This window comes from Corynebacterium minutissimum (assembly GCF_016889765.1).
In the GTDB taxonomy this organism is placed as follows: domain Bacteria; phylum Actinomycetota; class Actinomycetes; order Mycobacteriales; family Mycobacteriaceae; genus Corynebacterium; species Corynebacterium minutissimum_B.
Genome location: NZ_CP069533.1, coordinates 1,098,919 through 1,115,766 on the forward strand (window position 1 = coordinate 1,098,919; position 16,848 = coordinate 1,115,766).

13 protein-coding genes are annotated in these 16,848 nt (G+C 62.5%); 1 reads left to right on the forward strand and 12 read right to left on the reverse strand.

Features of this window, described 5'->3' with window-relative positions; translation table 11 throughout:
• Window positions 1-67: 67 nt before the first annotated feature.
• The 12 genes from I6J26_RS05050 to glf form a co-directional block, all read right to left on the reverse strand.
• Window positions 68-1,927, reverse strand: coding sequence for a FadD32-like long-chain-fatty-acid--AMP ligase (locus I6J26_RS05050; protein ID WP_115023874.1), 1,860 nt, complete (start codon window positions 1,925-1,927; stop codon window positions 68-70).
• Between the two features lie 91 nt (window positions 1,928-2,018).
• Window positions 2,019-2,954: a cutinase family protein gene (locus I6J26_RS05055; protein WP_115023877.1), complete on the reverse strand. Its 936-nt coding sequence runs from the start codon at window positions 2,952-2,954 to the stop codon at window positions 2,019-2,021.
• Between the two features lie 99 nt (window positions 2,955-3,053).
• The gene (locus I6J26_RS05060; protein WP_115023879.1) at window positions 3,054-3,587 is read right to left on the reverse strand and encodes a DUF732 domain-containing protein; all 534 of its coding nucleotides are present in this window, start codon (window positions 3,585-3,587) and stop codon (window positions 3,054-3,056) included.
• 3 nt (window positions 3,588-3,590) lie between these two features.
• Window positions 3,591-5,591 (reverse strand): alpha/beta hydrolase-fold protein, encoded by a 2,001-nt coding sequence (locus tag I6J26_RS05065; RefSeq protein ID WP_115023882.1) that lies wholly within the window; start codon window positions 5,589-5,591, stop codon window positions 3,591-3,593.
• Between the two features lie 265 nt (window positions 5,592-5,856).
• Window positions 5,857-6,888, reverse strand: a complete 1,032-nt coding sequence (locus tag I6J26_RS05070; protein WP_115023884.1) for an alpha/beta hydrolase — start codon at window positions 6,886-6,888, stop codon at window positions 5,857-5,859.
• Between the two features lie 126 nt (window positions 6,889-7,014).
• Window positions 7,015-8,784 (reverse strand): hypothetical protein, encoded by a 1,770-nt coding sequence (locus I6J26_RS05075; protein WP_115023887.1) that lies wholly within the window; start codon window positions 8,782-8,784, stop codon window positions 7,015-7,017.
• 36 nt (window positions 8,785-8,820) lie between these two features.
• Window positions 8,821-9,822, reverse strand: coding sequence for a decaprenyl-phosphate phosphoribosyltransferase (locus I6J26_RS05080; RefSeq protein WP_115023889.1), 1,002 nt, complete (start codon window positions 9,820-9,822; stop codon window positions 8,821-8,823).
• A complete protein-coding gene (locus I6J26_RS05085; protein WP_115023892.1) occupies window positions 9,819-10,346 on the reverse strand; it encodes a phosphatase PAP2 family protein in 528 nt (175 codons plus the stop codon). Before I6J26_RS05085 ends, I6J26_RS05080 begins: the two co-directional genes overlap by 4 nt.
• Complete coding sequence (locus tag I6J26_RS05090) at window positions 10,336-12,288, reverse strand: glycosyltransferase (RefSeq protein WP_115023894.1); 1,953 nt, start codon at window positions 12,286-12,288, stop codon at window positions 10,336-10,338. The genes I6J26_RS05085 and I6J26_RS05090 overlap by 11 nt, the downstream gene beginning before the upstream one ends.
• 204 nt (window positions 12,289-12,492) lie before the next feature.
• Entirely contained in the window at window positions 12,493-13,101 is a 609-nt protein-coding gene (locus I6J26_RS05095; RefSeq protein ID WP_115023897.1) for a three-helix bundle dimerization domain-containing protein, read from the reverse strand.
• Between the two features lie 45 nt (window positions 13,102-13,146).
• Window positions 13,147-13,407, reverse strand: coding sequence for a hypothetical protein (locus tag I6J26_RS05100; RefSeq protein ID WP_115023899.1), 261 nt, complete (start codon window positions 13,405-13,407; stop codon window positions 13,147-13,149).
• A gap of 82 nt (window positions 13,408-13,489) precedes the next feature.
• Complete coding sequence (glf, locus tag I6J26_RS05105; RefSeq protein WP_115023901.1) at window positions 13,490-14,686, reverse strand: UDP-galactopyranose mutase; 1,197 nt, start codon at window positions 14,684-14,686, stop codon at window positions 13,490-13,492.
• Between the two features lie 155 nt (window positions 14,687-14,841).
• On the opposite strand from glf, the gene I6J26_RS05110 reads away from it, so the two are divergent.
• Window positions 14,842-16,833 (forward strand): N-acetylmuramoyl-L-alanine amidase, encoded by a 1,992-nt coding sequence (locus I6J26_RS05110; protein WP_115023904.1) that lies wholly within the window; start codon window positions 14,842-14,844, stop codon window positions 16,831-16,833.
• The last annotated feature ends 15 nt before the right edge of the window (window positions 16,834-16,848 follow it).

The following is a 16,848-nucleotide window of genomic DNA, read 5'->3' on the forward strand; positions in this document are numbered from 1 at the left end:
GCGAACCTTATGGACGGAAAAACCCACCCTCCCACGGCGGGCAAGGGTGGGCAGCGCAGGGCGCGGACTAGGAAGCGAGGTACTCCTTCTTCGCCACGCGGCGGGCAATCTTGCCCGAGGAGGTGCGCTTAATCTCGTTGGCGTTGAACCACTGAATGGCCGCCGGGGTCACGCCGTGGTGCGAGGAGACGGCGGAGCGAATGGCCTCGGAGGCAGCCTCGTCCTCGGCCGGGCTAGCACCATCAGCTCGTTCAATGAGCAGGACGAGCTCTTCGGTGCTACCGCCCTCAACGGAGAAGGCCGCGATGGAATCGGCACGCACGTGAGACGAGGCCTCCTGCACGGTGCCTTCGATATCCTGCGGATAGTGGTTGCGACCAGCCACCACGATGAGGTCCTTGAGACGGCCCGTGATGTAGACCTGGTTATCCACAATCGCCGCCAAGTCACCAGTAGCAAGCCAGTTGTTATCCTCCGGAGCATTCGGTACGCGGGAACCTTCAGCCAGGCGCTCGCCCAGCGTGTTGTGGAAGGTGGATGCGGTTTCCTCTTCACGGCCCAAGTAACCGGCAGCGCGGTTTTCGCCGTGGAGCCAGATTTCGCCCACGAGCCCGTCGGCAAGCTCGGCTCGGGTCTCCGGGTCCACGATGGTGAGTTCCTGAGCAATAACGCTCTGTCCACAGGAAGCGTAGGCCACGGAATCCGCGGACTTCTCCACGATGACCGCCTCGCCCTGCGCCAGGCGCTCGCGGTCGAAGTGCGAAATGATGGGGCGCTCCGGGGTCTGCGGCGTGGTGACGATGAGGGATGCCTCCGCCATGCCATACGACGGGCGCAGGGTCTCGCGGCGCAGACCGTACTCTTCCTTGCCAAAGGTCTCCCAGAAGGAGTTCACTGCGCTCTCCGTCACCGGTTCCGAGCCAATCACGATGCCATCGACGGCACTAAAGTCCAGCTCCTCCCCCGCTGCCGGCGCTCCATACCGCGCTGCCAGCTCGAGAGCGAAGTTCGGGACCACGGCGTAGGTGCCCTGCAGGTGGGCGTCGACAGGCTGGCGCTTGAGCTGTTCTACCCAACGCTTGGGCTGCTGGACGAAGTCGCGCGGGGTCATAATCTCCAGGTTGAGACCCAGAATGGTAACGAAGACGGCAAGGATGATGCCCATATCGTGGTGCATCGGCAGCCAGGAGATCACGCGCGCAGGCAGCTTAATCTGCACGGCGGTGAAGATCTGCAACACGTTGGTCATGATGTTGCGGTTAGTCAGCAGCACGCCCGCCGGGGTGCGCGTGGAACCGGAGGTGTACTGCAGGAAGGCCGGGTGGTCGACCGGCGCGGTCTGCAAGGCGGCGAGGGCCACCTTGCCTTCTTCGGACTCCAACGGGTTTACCCAGCTGGCGGCGAGGGAATCCGGCAGAGAATCAATAGAGATGATGCGCGGGCGCTCGGCGGCGGGGCGATCGGAGAAGTACGCACGGTTGGCGGCCGCCGAAACGTTGTTGGTGAGAACGATCGGCGGGTTGGCATCCCCGAACACCGCACGCAGGTGGTCAGTGTGGCCCGGCTCGTTCGGGTCATAGAGCGGAATCGGAGTCATGCCCGCGTACATGGCGCCAAGGAAGCCGAAGATGTACTCCGGCGAGTTGCCGGCCAGGATTGCCACGCGGTCACCCATTTTTCCTACCTGCTGCAAACGCGCGGCCACCACCTTGATGCGGGTATTGACCTGGGAGCGGGTGAAGTCACGCGGGGTGCCTTCCGGGTTATCGGTGAAGACCCACTGGCGCATGACCGGGCGGTCCGGAATTCCTGCCTGCTGCTCGGCGGCATAAACGTGTTCCGCCAAGCCGGCCAAGGTGAGATGTGGCGGCAGGGAGATGGCGCCCTTCTCATCGAAGAACTGGCCGATCAGTGCTTTCAGGTCCATGTGGGACTCCTTTGTGGGATAGACAGGTCACGTACTTTTGACACTGAAAATATCAGACACGGCGTGGCGAATGTTACATGGCGCGCCAATTTTAGTGTGCGTCGATGGTGTCCTTAGCCCACTGCGTGACCCACTGGTTGGCCGTGGTGCCCTCAATAACGTCCGGGTTTGAGGCATACATGGCATGCACACCGTTGGCTTCAATGAGGTCCATCGCGCGATCGAGACCGTTGCTGGCATCCAGCGGCGCATCACAAATAGAGTCATTAGGCGCGCAAATCTGGAAGGTGCGGTCGGCCAGTTCACCAAAGCCATTGGGGCGCGCACCGCGCATGGTCGCTCCCGGCACAATGCCCTGAATCAGGGTCGAGACCGGCTGCAGAGCAATCTCCGCGCCGACGCCGCCCACCTGGGCGCCGGGGTTGATACCGACGCCTTCTTGACGGCGCCCATCCGCAATCACCGCCACTCCAGCCACGCTGGAGGCAGGAATGGGACCATTGCCGCCACCGATACGGTCAGCGATATCTCCTACAATGACCGCGCCTTGGGAGAAGCCGGACAAGATGAACTTCGTGTCCGGGCAGGTCTCGTGCATGTAGGTCAGCTCGCCCTCCAGACGGGAGGTTCCTTCATCACGCGATTCGTCGTAGCTCATCTCGTGCTGGGCGTTGATGTTCTTGAACTGCGCGGTATACGGCAGCGTCCACACCTTGACGTCCTCGGGAACGTACGCCTCCTTAAGAGGATTGGTGATGGAGAGCATGAAGGAGTTCGGGTTGGCACCGGGGTTGATGGGATCATCATCCGCGGCGGATTCCCACGTGCCCGGCGCGGAGACAAACTCGAAGCGCGGGCACCAGTCCGGCTGTGTGGGAGGCTCCTCCGCGGGCTGTGCCGGAGTGTCGGAGGGTTCGCTGAGAATCCCTGGTTCGCCTTGGTCGTGGGTGTTGAGGAAGTGGACCACTCCGCCGCCGATGACTACGAGGAGGACAACGACGGCGAGGACGGTGATTGTTTTACGCATGAGGAAATTTCTACCTTGGGAAGGTGCGGGATTCCCTGGGGAATCCCTGCCATGGGGCTGGGTGCGCTTGACGACGTCTCCCCCACCGCCCCGCCGCACCTACTCGGCGCAGAGCGCGCTGCCTTTCTCGCTGATGAGCTGGGTCAGCTGCTCGTGGCTGAGCTCGCTGCGGCCTTGCTCGATAAGCTGACCGGCGACGGCGGGCACGGTGACAGTATCGCCTTGGCAGGCGGCCTGGGCGGCACCGACGAGCTGATCTTCTACACCTTCGGTGTTGACGCCGCCGTCGGAAAGCGCGGCCAGGAACTCCTGGTGCGGGCCTTCGGCGGGTGCGGGGGCGGGGATTTCGGAGATCTCGCGTGCGCCGCGGTCCTCCGGTTCTTCGCCGGAACCGCGGGAGGAGCCGCTGCCGGACGAGGCCTTGTCGCTCGAGCTCGCTGCCGATGAATTCGACGTCGAGGAGGATTCCGCCCCTTCAGACGAGCCGGAGGAACGCTCGAGCGGTGCCACGGAGGTTTCGGTGGCCTCGCTTTCGTCGACAGTGGCAGAGCCACAGCCGGCCAACAGGGCGCCGGCAGCCAGCAACGCTGCGGTTGTCACCCGGGCCGAGGAGCTTAGTCGTCGCGTGCGCATGGCTTAGTTCTTGTCTGCCTGGATGTTGCCCATGACCTTGCGGATGACTCCATGCTGGAAGGTCTGGGTCAGACCGCCAGCCGGGATCTCCTTGTAGTCTTCGGTAGGCCAGCCGAACTCGCCCTGCTCGAAGCCGTGCTTGCCCCACTCGTCAAAGATGTCGCCCTTGAGGATGTAGTGCGCGCCGGAGTCCATGGACCAGTAGATGTTGCCGTGCTCGAATTCCTGGAAGAAGCCGCCGTTGACTGCCTTCTCCTCGCCGACGGGGTAGCCCAGGTCGGATTCAGCGGCCTTGAGCTCCTTGTACTTGGCGCCAATGGCGCCATGCACGATGTGGAAGGAACCGTCTGGGTTGTGGGTCAGCACGCCGTTCTCGAATTCCTGCACCACGCCGTCGCCCACCTTGCGCACGTCGGAGGTCGGGTACTTGAGGTCGCCCATCTCGAAGCCGTTCTTGCCCCACTCATCGTAGAGATCCTTCGGAATCGGCCACGCGCCGTTCTCCGGGGTCCAGTAGATGGAGCCGTGCTCGAAGTGGACGAAGCGGCCGCGTCCGTCGAGGGTCTTGCCTTCGCCGGTCGTCGGGAAGCCCAGCCAGGAGGTGGGGCCGCCCAGCTCAGAGTAGCGGGCGCCGATGCGGCCGATGATGGCGTGGGCGCCTGTCCCCGGGGACCAGTAGGCGGTACCAGCCTGGAAATCCTGGGCCTTGCCGCGCTCGGCGACGTCGTACTCGTTGTTCACGCAGGAACCAATGATGCCGGACTTGGTGGCCTCAGCAATAGCGCCCACCGGGGTGCAGTCAGCGCCGCGGTCAGACTTGTCGAGTCCGAGGGAATCAGCAATGAATGGCCATGCCTCGGTCATTTCGAACTGCCAGTATTCCCAGCTGTGCACGCCGGTTGGGCGGAACTTGACCACCGGCTCGACCTTGGCACGCTTGGCGTAATCGACGAAGGTCTGGGTGGACATGCGGGAAATCGCCTCGAGGCCCACGCCTGCCATGTTGGCCTGGCCCTTAGCCACGGAACCGATCTGGCCGTAGTCATCCTTGCCGTTGCCGGCGGAGACGTAGACCTTCATGTCCTTGAGGTTCTCAATGCCCAGCTTCGGGTCGTGGTCAATCCAGTCCTGGGAGTAGAGGTCGCCCCACATGTTGGTGGAGGTGTAGCCGCCGGCATCTGCCTGCGCAGCGGTAATGGCCTCCGGCATGCCGGTGGTCGTGGTGTCGAGGTAGCCCGAGAAGGAACCAACAAACTTGAAGGCCCACGGATTGCGCTCCGCCAGGTTCATCGCGGCAGTACCACCCATGGAGATTCCGGTAACAGCACGCTGGCCGTTGGAGCGGTAAGCCTTTTCCAAGACTGGGATGAGCTCCTGCATGAGGAAGGTTTCCCACTTGTAGTGCTTCCCATTGTCGGGCTTCTGCCAGTCGGCGTAGAAGGAGGACTCGCCACCGACCGGCATGATGAGGGTGACGTTACGGTCAGCAAACTGGGACAAAATGTTGGTCTCGATGGTCCAGCCGGACTCGTCATCGCGGGCACGCAGGCCGTCGAGAGCCCAGACCTCTGGGAACTTCTTGTCCGGGTTGGAGTACCAGTCGCGGGCCAGCTGAATTTGGACGACCTGCTCCTTGTCCGGCATAGCGGCGGACTTGATGTAGACCTTGAGGTGGCGGTTGGTCAGGTACTCAACACGGGAGACGGACACGCCGTCCGGCAGGCCCTCAATGTCCGGGTACTCGGTCTCAATCGGGGTGCGCTGCGGCGGGTTCGAAGGCGCAAAGGAATCGGAGAAGTTGGAGCTTCCCAGAATGTCAGTAATACCCTCCCCGGAGCTGGAGCCGGAGGATTGGGCGTTGGCCATAGGCAGCAGCGCGAAGCCGACGGCCACGGCGGTGGGCAGTGCAGCGATGGTCAGGCCCTTGCGAGCGGCGGACGGGGAACGCAGGCCTGCTGCCTTAGAGGGCTGAGCAGACTTCTGAGAAGGCGCAGTGTTCGGCATTGGTGAATCCTTGCGATGTGTCGAGTGAAGGCACGTTGCATCGAGCGGGCTCCGCAGGTTCCCCTCCTGCGGAACACGCCACTGCAGACGCGGTGAGCGGTCTAACGTGAGCTCAAGTTTAAGTTGAACTTGAGACTTTTGGAAGAGAGACACGCCCACGAAGTCCCTGCCGAACACGACAAAGCCGGCTCGCCCAGCGCCTCTAGCGAAGAATTCCGCGAGAAGGCGACGGACGAGCCGGCGAAAAAGTAAGGTGCCTACCTGTTTACCAAGCGTTCATCACGTTGAGCACCTGCGGCTTGGAGTGCTCCAACTCGTAGCCGAACTGTTCCCAGTTGTGCAGCCCCTGAGCCGGGTAATTCGTCTGGAGACGGACCCCCATGGCGCGGGCCTTGAGCTCCCACATGCGGGTCGTGGCATGCGCAAAACCTTCCAGCGCAATACCGGAGGCAATGTGCTCCGGCTTATAGCGCTGTTGATCCAGCGGACCCGGAATGCCGGAAGCGGCGGACACAAACACGTCGGTACCGTGAGCGGCCAGCTCCGGAATCAGGTTGAACGGGTCGTTGCTAAAGCGCTTCGGGTTGATGACGGAGCCGTACATGGCGTTGATGTTGAAGCCGCCGGCGTCGAGAAGCGCGAGGCGCATAAAGGTCTGCGCACCCGGCAGAGTCGTGGTGAGGTAACCGGAGTAGGACAGAGCCTGGCGGAACTGCTCTGGGTGCTTACCGGCCAGAGTAATGGCCGCGGTAGCACCCATGGACAGGCCGGCAACGGAGTTATTGTTACGCGCCACACCGAAGTTGCCTTCGAGGTAGGCCGGTAGCTCCGTGGTGAGGAAGGTTTCCCACATGTAGTTCACCGGTTTCACCAGGTCATAGGTGGCAGGGCCGCGCCAGTCCGCGTAAAAGGACGCAGCGCCACCCACCGGCATTACGAGGGTGATGTTGTGGTCGACGTAGGTACGCGCGGCGTTAACGTCATTGATCCAGGCGTTGGTGCGGTCGGTAGCGCGAAGACCATCGAGGAGGTACAGGCCTGCGTTGCCCCCGTTCTTGGCCGGTTGAATCTGTACCGGGATGGTGCGGCCCATAGCATTGGACCAGACATCACAACGCTGAACCCAAAACCCAACGCGGTCCCACTCGCAGGCGCCGGTGGCATCGCCACGCAGCCAGTCACGGTTAGCTGCTGAGGCCTCCTGGGTGCCGGCGGTGACGACGAGGCCCAGCGCAAGAGCAATGGCGGCCACTACCGCCACGACACGCTTCCGCAGTGCGGAACTTAGTGCACTCATGTTTCTCCTTAACATTCTTACTGCCACTAGTACATCGCCAACACGCCAGCGATGGTTACGGATCAATAACGAGAATCTTTTGTAGCGTAACCTACCCGCCCGCGTTTTGTCTTCCTACGGGGGTGCCTACCCGGCAGGGAGGTAGTCCGCTGGATCCTCTGACAGCTGCAGCGAGCGGCCCGTCGTCAGGGAAAAGACCAGGTTGGCACGGAAGCGCCCCCAGGACATGGGCTCGCTGTACGAGGCCACCAGCTCCTTGAGTTCCGGGGTCTCCAGCGCAGCGCGGGCCTGGCGGGTGATGTCCTTGTCGTACCACGGCGGTAGGTAGGCGATGCCTGCGCCCGACTGCGCTGCCTGCCATTCCAAGGCAAGGGATTTATCGTGGCCGATGCGCCCGCCTTCCTCGCGCGGCATCCGCGCCGCCAGCGGGGTGGCCAAACCGACGGTGTCCTGGATACGAACATCAAGCGGCGCGTTCATCGACGTCATGCCAAGGTTCACTAGGAACAGCGACGGCGCCTGCTCGCGTCCTTCTTCACGCGGCACGGTGAGCCAGTTGAGGCGGTCGGTATCTTTATCTTCGACATAAATAACGGCGAGGGCATCACCGTCTGCGAGCTTTGTCATCGCCTCTGGGTAGCCATTCATGAACTTCATCGTGAGATAGTCACGCGCTGAGCGCGGCGGATGGCCGGCCTCACGGTTGGTGGCGTAGGTCCAGAAATCGCGCTCATCCACGATGGACAGCGTCTGTTCATAGGAATCCCAGTCCGTATCATGCCCCCTGAGCACGATGACGAGTGCCCACACCGCGCACGCGCCCGCCGCCAACCAGGTGACGAGTCCCTTGAGCGGCAGCACGAAGACCGGTAGCAGCGCTGCAAAAAGCGGCAGCAAAAGCATGCGGCCGTGCATGAAGTCACCGCCAACGCGCAGGACATAGAGCACATGGATGAACACCGCGCCAAGGAGCAGGTAGGACACCGTCGTAGAACTGCGCAGTTCAGTCGGGCGCAGCTGTGCACGGAAGGCCCAGATGCCGGCGGCCGCCAGCACAATGACGGGCAGGTACAGGGCATAGGGTCCCACGAAATCCTGCAGATAGTTCAGGCCGCTGGCCCATGCGCTTTCCGACGCCGACTTCGCCACCGCCGTATGCGGCGTCACCAACCCGTAGTACCCCATGCGGAAAATCTGGTACGCGCCCGGGATGGGAAGGGCCGCACCAAGGATGCCGAGCCACACCTTCCAGTTGCGGTGCGTAGCCAAGAGCAACAGGCCGGTCAGCCCGCCATACAGTGCCAGCTCTGGGCGCACGAGCCACGAGAGGCCCGCCCAAAAGGCAAGCCAATAGGCGCTCATAACGCTGGTGCCCTCGGCCCATCGCTGCAGCAAAGCCCACAAGGCCGCGAGGTAGAAGATGGACAGCCCCCACTCCAAGCCAGAGGTGAAGAAGTCCCGGGCAGGCGGGAGCGCCAGGTAGACCAGCGCGCCGGCAGGTGCGACGAGCGGCACGGCGTTGCGGTCCGCCTCAGCGGCTTCGGAGCGGGAACGGTAGAGCCCGCGGGCCGTGGCCCACGTGCCCACCACCATGGCTGCCACCGAAAACAGCAGACCCAGATTCACCGCAATGGATTCCAACGGGGCGTCGGAAAGCCAGCTCACCAAGAGAATGAGGTACTGCCACAGCGTGGACGTATTGGCCTCCACGCGTTCGCCCACGTTAAAGACCGGCCCATTGCCGGCCTCGAGATTGCGGACGGTGCGCAGGACAATGAGGCCGTCATCAGAAATCCAGCGGCGCGCGAATCCTCCCCAGAACGAGAAAACCCCGATCACCAGGACCGAGGCCAGCGCGCTCAACGCCGCCAAAGTACGTGAATCGGGTTTTCGCATGAGGAGAGAGTCTAGCACCGAGACAGCTGAGAGTACTTATCCGCCCATAACCGGCATGACATAGACCGCCATGGCGATGCAGGCCAGCCACGCCAGCGCAAGGATCTGCAGGACGCGATCCTCCAACGCAATCTCGTCCGGGGCGCCGCCATTGCCGCGGTCGACGTCCGCAGCGTAGCGCAGGATGGCAATAGTAAACGGAACCATGGACACCTGGTACCACACGCCCGCCGGACCATCAGACTCGTTGGAAAGCTGGAAGCCCCACAGCGAGTAGGACATAACCACCGCGGTGGCCGCCAGGGTCCACACAAAGCGCAGGTAGGTTGGCGTATAACCCTCCAGGGACTTGCGAATCTTCGCGCCCGTGCGCTCCGCTAGAAGAATCTCCGAGTAGCGTTTACCGGAGGCCATAAACAGGGAGCCGAAGGCCGCTACCAGCAGGAACCACTGGGACAGCTCAATGCCTGCAGCCACACCGCCGGCCATGGTGCGCAGCATGAAGCCGGAGGATACCAAGCCGATATCAATCACCGGCAGGTGCTTCCAGCCAAAGCAATAGCCCAGCTGCAAGCCGATGTAGATCGCCATAACGATGGCTAGGTGCGGCCCCGCAGTAGCCAAGAAGGACAGGCCAATCGAGCCGACGATGAGCACACCGGCCATCGCGTAGGCCAGGCCGATCGGCAGCACGCCCGCCGCAATGGGGCGGAAGCGCTTCGTTGGATGCTCGCGATCCGCCTCCACGTCGCGGGCATCGTTGATCAGATAGATAGAGGACGCGCCCATGCAGAAGACGATGAAGGCGAGGAGGACGTCGAGAAGCACGCGCGTATGGAACAGCGCTTCTGCACCAGCCGCGGCGGGTGCAGCGAGGACGAGGACGTTCTTGACCCATTGCTTGGGGCGCAGGGCCTTGACCATGCCATCGGCAAGGTTCTTCGGCGGCTTGCGCTTGCGACCGGTATCGATGCCAGACGTGTGCGGCTCCGAGTGGAAGACTTTCTGGTCGCCGTCATCAACGCGTCGGGTGCTCATCGGGTCTTCCTTTCATAGCGGTGACAGGCCTCTGCGGTGGCGGCGCCGAGGAGGGCGCCGAGCGCGGTATCGGACGGATAATGTACTCCGAGCACCATACGCGAGGCCATCATGACCGGCACGCCCACGAGCGGCGCTGGGGTTCCCATAACGTGGGCAGCGCCGACGAGGAACGCGCTTGTCGACGTCGCGTGGGACGACGGAAACGACAGCTTAGACGGCGTTTTCACGCCGACCTTCACGTAGTCATAGTCTGGGCGCTTGCGGCGCACAATGCGCTTGATCACAACGCTGGCCGCGTGGGCGGCAAATGCGCCCACACCGACATAAGCCCACTGGCGGCGTACCGCCGGTTTCTTGTAGTTCATGCCCGCGCCCACCGCGGACAGGGCCATCCAGCCCAGGGCGTGCTCGCCGAAGTGGCTAAGCGCTCGGGCAGTGGGCAGGACGCCGGGGGCGTCGAAGGCCACATCCTGGATCTTTTCCAGGACGTGGGATTCGGCGACGGAAAGCTTACTGGGCATCGAACACCTTTCGCCAGGATTCACGGGAGGTCAGCTCCGGTAGGGCTGCGCGGTACTCAGCCCGCAGGTCATCGAAGTTCTCCTCGATTTCCTTGAGCAGCTCGCGGGTGGACTGCACCAGCTCCTTGGCCAGGTCGCGGTCGCGCTTGCGGAAGGCCACGCCGGTGCCACCTGCGGTGGAGACCGTGGCGGAGTCGACGCGGGAAAGCGTAAACCACCGCGCCTCCTCCGGCGTGAGGTTGAGCTGCGGGGCCTCGTGGTGCGCGCGGTCTTCCTTGCTCACCAGGTGCTTGGCGGACTGAAGGAGCCACGGGATCTTCTTGAGCTTGCCCAAGCGGCCGCCCACATTTTTGGTGGGTACGCCCGGCGCGCCGGTAGCTGGGGGAAGCTGGTCGGCGGATTCGATGATGACCGCATCGGAATAGCCCTTGCGGATGTCCGCGATACGCGGCAGGGAAGACTCCAGGATGTCGAAGAGACGATCCGGTCCGGCCAGGAAGTCCTTCATGGCTTCCAGCTGGATGGCCATTGTGGAGTATTCCATGCACATGGTGTGCTTGAGGGTGGACTTGAAGATGGACTTGGTAATCCCGCGTGCATCGCCCTCGTGGTAGAGCGCTGCCACGATAAGACGGTTGCGCAGGTGGAAGTAGGCCTGCCAGTCGATGGCATCGTCCTTATCTGCCCAGGCCATGTGCCAGATGGCTGCACCCGGCCACGTCACCGTGGGGAAACCCTTGGATGCTGCACGTAGGGAGTATTCGGTGTCATCCCACTTGATGAACAGCGGCAGTGGCTGACCGGTGGTCTCCGCCACGATGCGCGGGAAGAGGCACATCCACCAGCCGTTGTATTCCACATCAATGCGGCGGTGCAGCGCGCGGGAGTCGTACTTCTTCGGGTCCAAGCGGGATTCCTTGGTGCCGATGGCGCGCAGCGGGTACTTGGCAAAGTCGTGGTCGTACACAGCATGCTCGGCCGCGCCCCACATAAAGTCAGCGCGGTTGACGCGCTCACCGGTGGTGCGCAGCTGGGAGCGCTCCTGCAGGTTGAGCATCTCACCGCCCACGATGAAAGGCTTGGCCGCATAACGCGCCGCCTGAACCGCACGGAGGATGGAATCCGGCTCAATCGCGATGTCATCATCCATATAGAGGATGTACGGCGAATCGGTATTCTCCAGTGCTTCAAACATGATGCGGGAGTAGCCACCCGAGCCGCCCAGGTTCCCCTGGCGGAACTCGCGGAAGCGCTCACCAAAGTGCGCGACGGCCTCGTCGTAGCCCGGCTCGTCCGCTGGGTGCTGGTTGCCCTGGTCCGGCATAAGGACATAGTCGATGATGCCGTCCACCACCGGGTCCTCCGCCAGGGCCTGCAGCGCCGCGACGGCGTCCGTCGGGCGGTTAAAGGTCGGAATACCCACGGCCACGCGCTTCTCCTGCGCCGGGTACTCGCTGCCGTCCGGGAGGAGCTGCGGGTTCGGGGCGTGGGGGGCGGCCCAGGAGGCGTCGGCAAGCACGGTGTCTTCCACCGCCGCGACGTCGAACCACAGCAGGCCGCCGTCCTCGAAGTTCTTCAGGGGCAGCTCGAACTCGTGGTGGCCAGTGGTCACCACGTGGTTGGCCACGGAAATGCGCTGGCCGTCCTGCTTGGAGCGGTAGAGGGAAATGTTGGCCTCGCCCTCGACGTCCATCACCAGCACGATGGACTTCAGCTGGGACCAGCGGCGCCAATAAGCGGCCGGGAACGCATTGAAGTAGGTCTCAAAGGAGGCTTCTTCGCCGGCCGGGATGGTCACGGAGGTGCGGCCGCTCCAGCTGAGGCGCTCGCGGTTGCGCTCCGATTCGATGAGGTAGAGCATGCGGACGTCGCTCGGCTCGCCGCGCTTCGGCAGCAGGATGCGCTGTACGGGTTCGTACGCAGCAGAATTGTTGGCAGTCACGATATCTTCGGTTCTCCACACAGTTTTCGACAGTTATCAGAAACCAAGATTAGTGGTTTCGCACTCTTCCGCTGAGTTCCCACGCGGCGCTGAGCAAGGTCTGGGAAATGCAGAGGCTACCGATCGCGAAAGCCTCCAGGATCTACGAGAGATCACTGGAGGCTGTACTACTTCGCCCTCAACTAGCGTCAGGGCTCCAGAGGTTTAGGCCGTCACCGGCGCATCCTCCGAAATGGGCTCGATACCCAGGCGGTTGAGCATGTAGAGCACGCGGGCGCCGAGGTCATCGGCCAACTCGCGGGTCTCTTCCACCGTTTCAGCGGTAGCGATATCCCAAATCTTGATGTCCTTGCCTGCCTCATCGCGTGGGAGGTCGCGGCCAAGGTACACAATGTAATCCGGGATGGTCAGCAGACGCAGGTCCTCAAGGTAACGGTCCGGATGCTCAGCCATACCGCGCTCCTGAAGCACGTGGGCCATGTGGGAATCGGACTCGTTCTCCGGGTGAGCCACGGCAGCGTCCACTAGCAGGGCGTCGCCGGCGTGCTTCTTCGTCAACGCCACGGCTGCCTGGGCCAGAGCATGGTCGGCGCCGGCAGCAAAACGCACGTGGATACGGTGGCCACCAAAGTGCTCACGCACCTCGCGCTCCACCATGACGGGCACAAAGTCCTCGAGAGTAGCGCCTTCCTCGTGGCGCTTAATGGCAGCGTCCAGGACGGAGTTAATCTCGTCGGTGCTGTATTCGTGACCGTAGTCGGCCTGAAGATCCTGGCGCAGAGTATCGAAACGACGGGAATTCGGGGAGGTCATTTTAAACTCACTTTCTGTTCGCCTATTGTTAACCTGGAGTTTACTTTAGCGAGTTGTTGTCCCGACCTCAAGTTTTACTTTCACACCGCTCATGATTGGCGCCGGCGATGGTCTTCGGGGCCCACAAAGGCCAAAGGCCTGCCGGGTGTTCCGGCAGGCCTTCTTTGCTTGCTGCTTTTTCTTATCGGGAATGCGGGTCGCGCGACTACGTAGCTTGAGATGTTCCTCAAGCCGCTCCGGGGACATCTTCCACATGCTGCGGTCCGCAGCCCCGGGCGCGTGCTTCCTCTTCTTGCGCTGGGCCATGCCGTCACCTCCTTCCATCGAGGTGTTTCAGCATAGCGCGCCGTGCCGCACTATAGGGAGCGGCCGGGGGCAGCACTGCGGCCTAGTGGCCGCGCTCCTGCTCTAGGGCCTTGCCCTCGTTCCAGAACGGAGCCAGCTTGTTGTCGAACATGCTCAGCGCGGAGGCGATGGCCATGTGCATGTCCAGGTACTGGTAAGTGCCCAGGCGGCCACCGAAGAGGACGTGGTTCTCACGGGCCTCCGCAGCGGCGAGCTTGCGGTAAGCCTCCAGCTTGGAGCGGTCCTCCGGGGTGTTAATCGGGTAGTACGGCTCATCGCCCTTCTCGGCAAAGCGCGAGTACTCCTTCATGATGACCGTCTTATCGGCAGGATATTTATCCTGCCGTTCCGGGTGGAAGTGGCGGAACTCATGGATGCGGGTGTAGTCCACGTCAGCATCGTTGTAGTTCATCACCGGGGTGCCCTGGAAGTCACCGGTTTCCAGCACCTCCAGGTCGAAGTCCAGCGTGCGCCAGCCCAGCTCACCCTCGGCAAAATCGAAGTAGCGGTCTAGCGGGCCGGTGTAGACCACCGGGGCAACAGGCGACGCCTCTCGCAGCTCCTCGCGGACGTCGAACCAGTCGGTGTTGAGGTGGACGTCGATAAGCTCGTGCTCCGCCATATTCTCCAGCCATGCCGCGTAGCCGTCGACGGGCAGGCCCTCATAGGTGTCGTTGAAGTAGCGGTTGTTGAAGGTGTAGCGCACCGGCAGGCGAGTGATGTTGCCGGCTGGCAGCTCCTTCGGGTCCGTCTGCCACTGCTTGGCGGTGTAATCGCGGATGAAGGCCTCATAGAGCGGGCGGCCAATCAGCGCGATGGCCTTCTCTTCCAGGTTCTGCGCCTCATCCACCGCGAACTCACCGGCCTGCTCCTTAATGAGCTCACGCGCCTCATCCGGCGAGTAGTAGCGACCAAAGAACTGGTTAATCAGGCCCAGGCCCATCGGGAACTGGTAGGCCGTGCCGTCATGCATGGCAAAGACGCGGTGCTGGTAGTCCGTAAAATCCGTGAACTGGTTGCAGTAATCCCACACGCGCTTGTTCGACGTGTGGAAGAGGTGCGCACCGTACTTGTGGACCTCGATGCCGGTCTCCGGCTCGGCCTCCGAGTAGGCGTTGCCGCCCAGGTGCTCGCGGCGCTCGACGATGAGCACCTTCTTGCCCAGCTGGGAGGCTGCGCGCTCGGCCACGGTTAGGCCAAAGAATCCAGATCCAACAACGATGAGGTCATATGCAGTCATGGACTCCAGCTTAAAACAGCGCCACCCCTGGTGCCGCGGATGACGAACACGCGCGTGTCACACCTCCGACCCCACACGCAACTGTCGTAACATGTGTCCCGTTAGTTAACTTTTTGCGCTCTTTTTAACCTGCAGATAGCCCCTAGGGAGTAACAGTGCAACAGAAACGTCGTCTCGTCCCCGCGAAATCTCGGTGGTCCACGCCGATTATCGCCGCGGTCACCTCCATCGCCGTGGTCACCACCGCCGCCTTCGGAGGGCATACCATTCTCCAGACCCAGGAGGCTGGCAACGGGCCGATTGAAGTTTCGTCCCACAGCGAGTCCTTCGGTTCGGGCGAAACGGTCGTCGTCGATGACCCTGCCATCGCCTCCCAAGGTGACGGCTCCGGGCCGCGCGCGGTGAAGCAGTTCCACCGTGACGGAACCTTTTCCTCCTTCGCCGTGACGTGGAAGGGCCCGCGCGATGTCGCCGCCTTCGTGCGCGCGAAGCAGCCGGACGGGTCCTGGTCCGAGTGGTACGACATGGACGCGATGTCCTACTCCGGCGATGACCCCTCTGCCACGAACGGTACTGAGCTCATCTTCGTGGGCGACACTAACGATGTGCAGGTTTCCATCAACAACGTCGATCTCGTGACGGGGTCCAACCTCGATGAATCCTTCGAGGAGACGGAGGTTGAGGAGGACGCCGCGCTTGACGACGTCTCCCCCTCCCTCGCCGCCGCCAATGCTGCCGCGGAGCGCTCCGCGAACCCGCTGCCGGCGCCTATTGCGTCCAATGTCGGTGACATTGCGCCAGTCGCGGACGTCGAGAACACCGCCAGCGTGGAGGGCCTTGAGGCCGTGTTTATGGACGGCAATGCTCAGGAGGGCGAGGTTATCGAACCCACTGCCGATACTGACGGTATGCCGCGCGTGGTATCTCGTGCTCGTTGGGGCGCGGATGAGAGCCTGCGTTGTAAGGACGCTGATTACGATGATGGCGTGAAGGCTATTGCGCTGCACCACACTGCAGGTTCCAATGATTACACCCGCGCGCAGGCAGCTGCACAGGTCCGCGCGGCATACCAATACCACGCGCAAAACCTGGGCTGGTGCGATATCGGCTACAACGCCTTGGTGGACAAGTACGGCACGATTTACGAAGGCCGCTATGGTGGCCTCGACGAGGCCGTGCAGGGCGCCCACATCGGTGGCTTCAACGAAAACACGTGGGGCATCTCGATGATTGGTAATTACGAGAAGACTCAGCCGACCGCTGCCCTGCTGAAGTCAGTCACGGACCTGGCGGGCTGGAAGGCCGCTATCTCTGGTGTCGATCCGGAATCCCGCGTGAACCTTCGCTCTCAGGGCTTCTCCGGTTCGAGGTACCCGGCCGGTGCTTATGCCCCGGTTTATGGATTCTTCGGCCACAGTGACGCTCACTTCACTGCATGCCCGGGCCGCTACACCATTGCGCTCTGGCCGCAGATTCGTGCAGCAGCGCATAAGAAATACAAGGCCATCAGGTCTGGGGCATCTGGCTCAATCGATTGGTCTGATGACTTCGAAGGGTCCACTGCAACCGACACAGCGACAGTCACCGATGAACCAGCACCGCGCCCGAACAATCCGGCAGCGCAAGAGCCGATGTCCTCGATTGGTGATTCCGAGATTCCGCTCAGCACCATCACGGCACTCCTCGGCCTAGCTGCCACGGTCTTCGGCATCATGTACAGCCGCTCCGATAAGCAGATTGACAAGGACAAAAAGGTCGGCGGACTGCCGGTCGAGCAGATTCCGGGCATTGTGACCAAGGTGGTGTCCTTGAGCAAGAATGAGGGCCTCAGGGAGACGTGGACCGCAGTGCTCAACAACTTCGGACCGGTCCTGGGGCTAGCCGTGGGCGGCCCGGATGAGACATCGGGTATCATCTCGCAGCTCTTCCAGAACGGCGTGGTCCTCTACTCCGAGGAGACTGGCGCCCACGCACTGGTGGGCCAGATTGCCAAGGAGTGGGCAACCGGCGCTAACGCCGCCAAGCTTGGTTTGCCGACGTCCGACGAAATCCTCACCGGCAATGGCAAGGAAGTCCGCGTTCACTTCCAGGGCGGTTCCATCGTCTACAACCCAGATACCGAGCAGATTCAGGTCTTTACAAACTAATCCTCGGCACCAGCG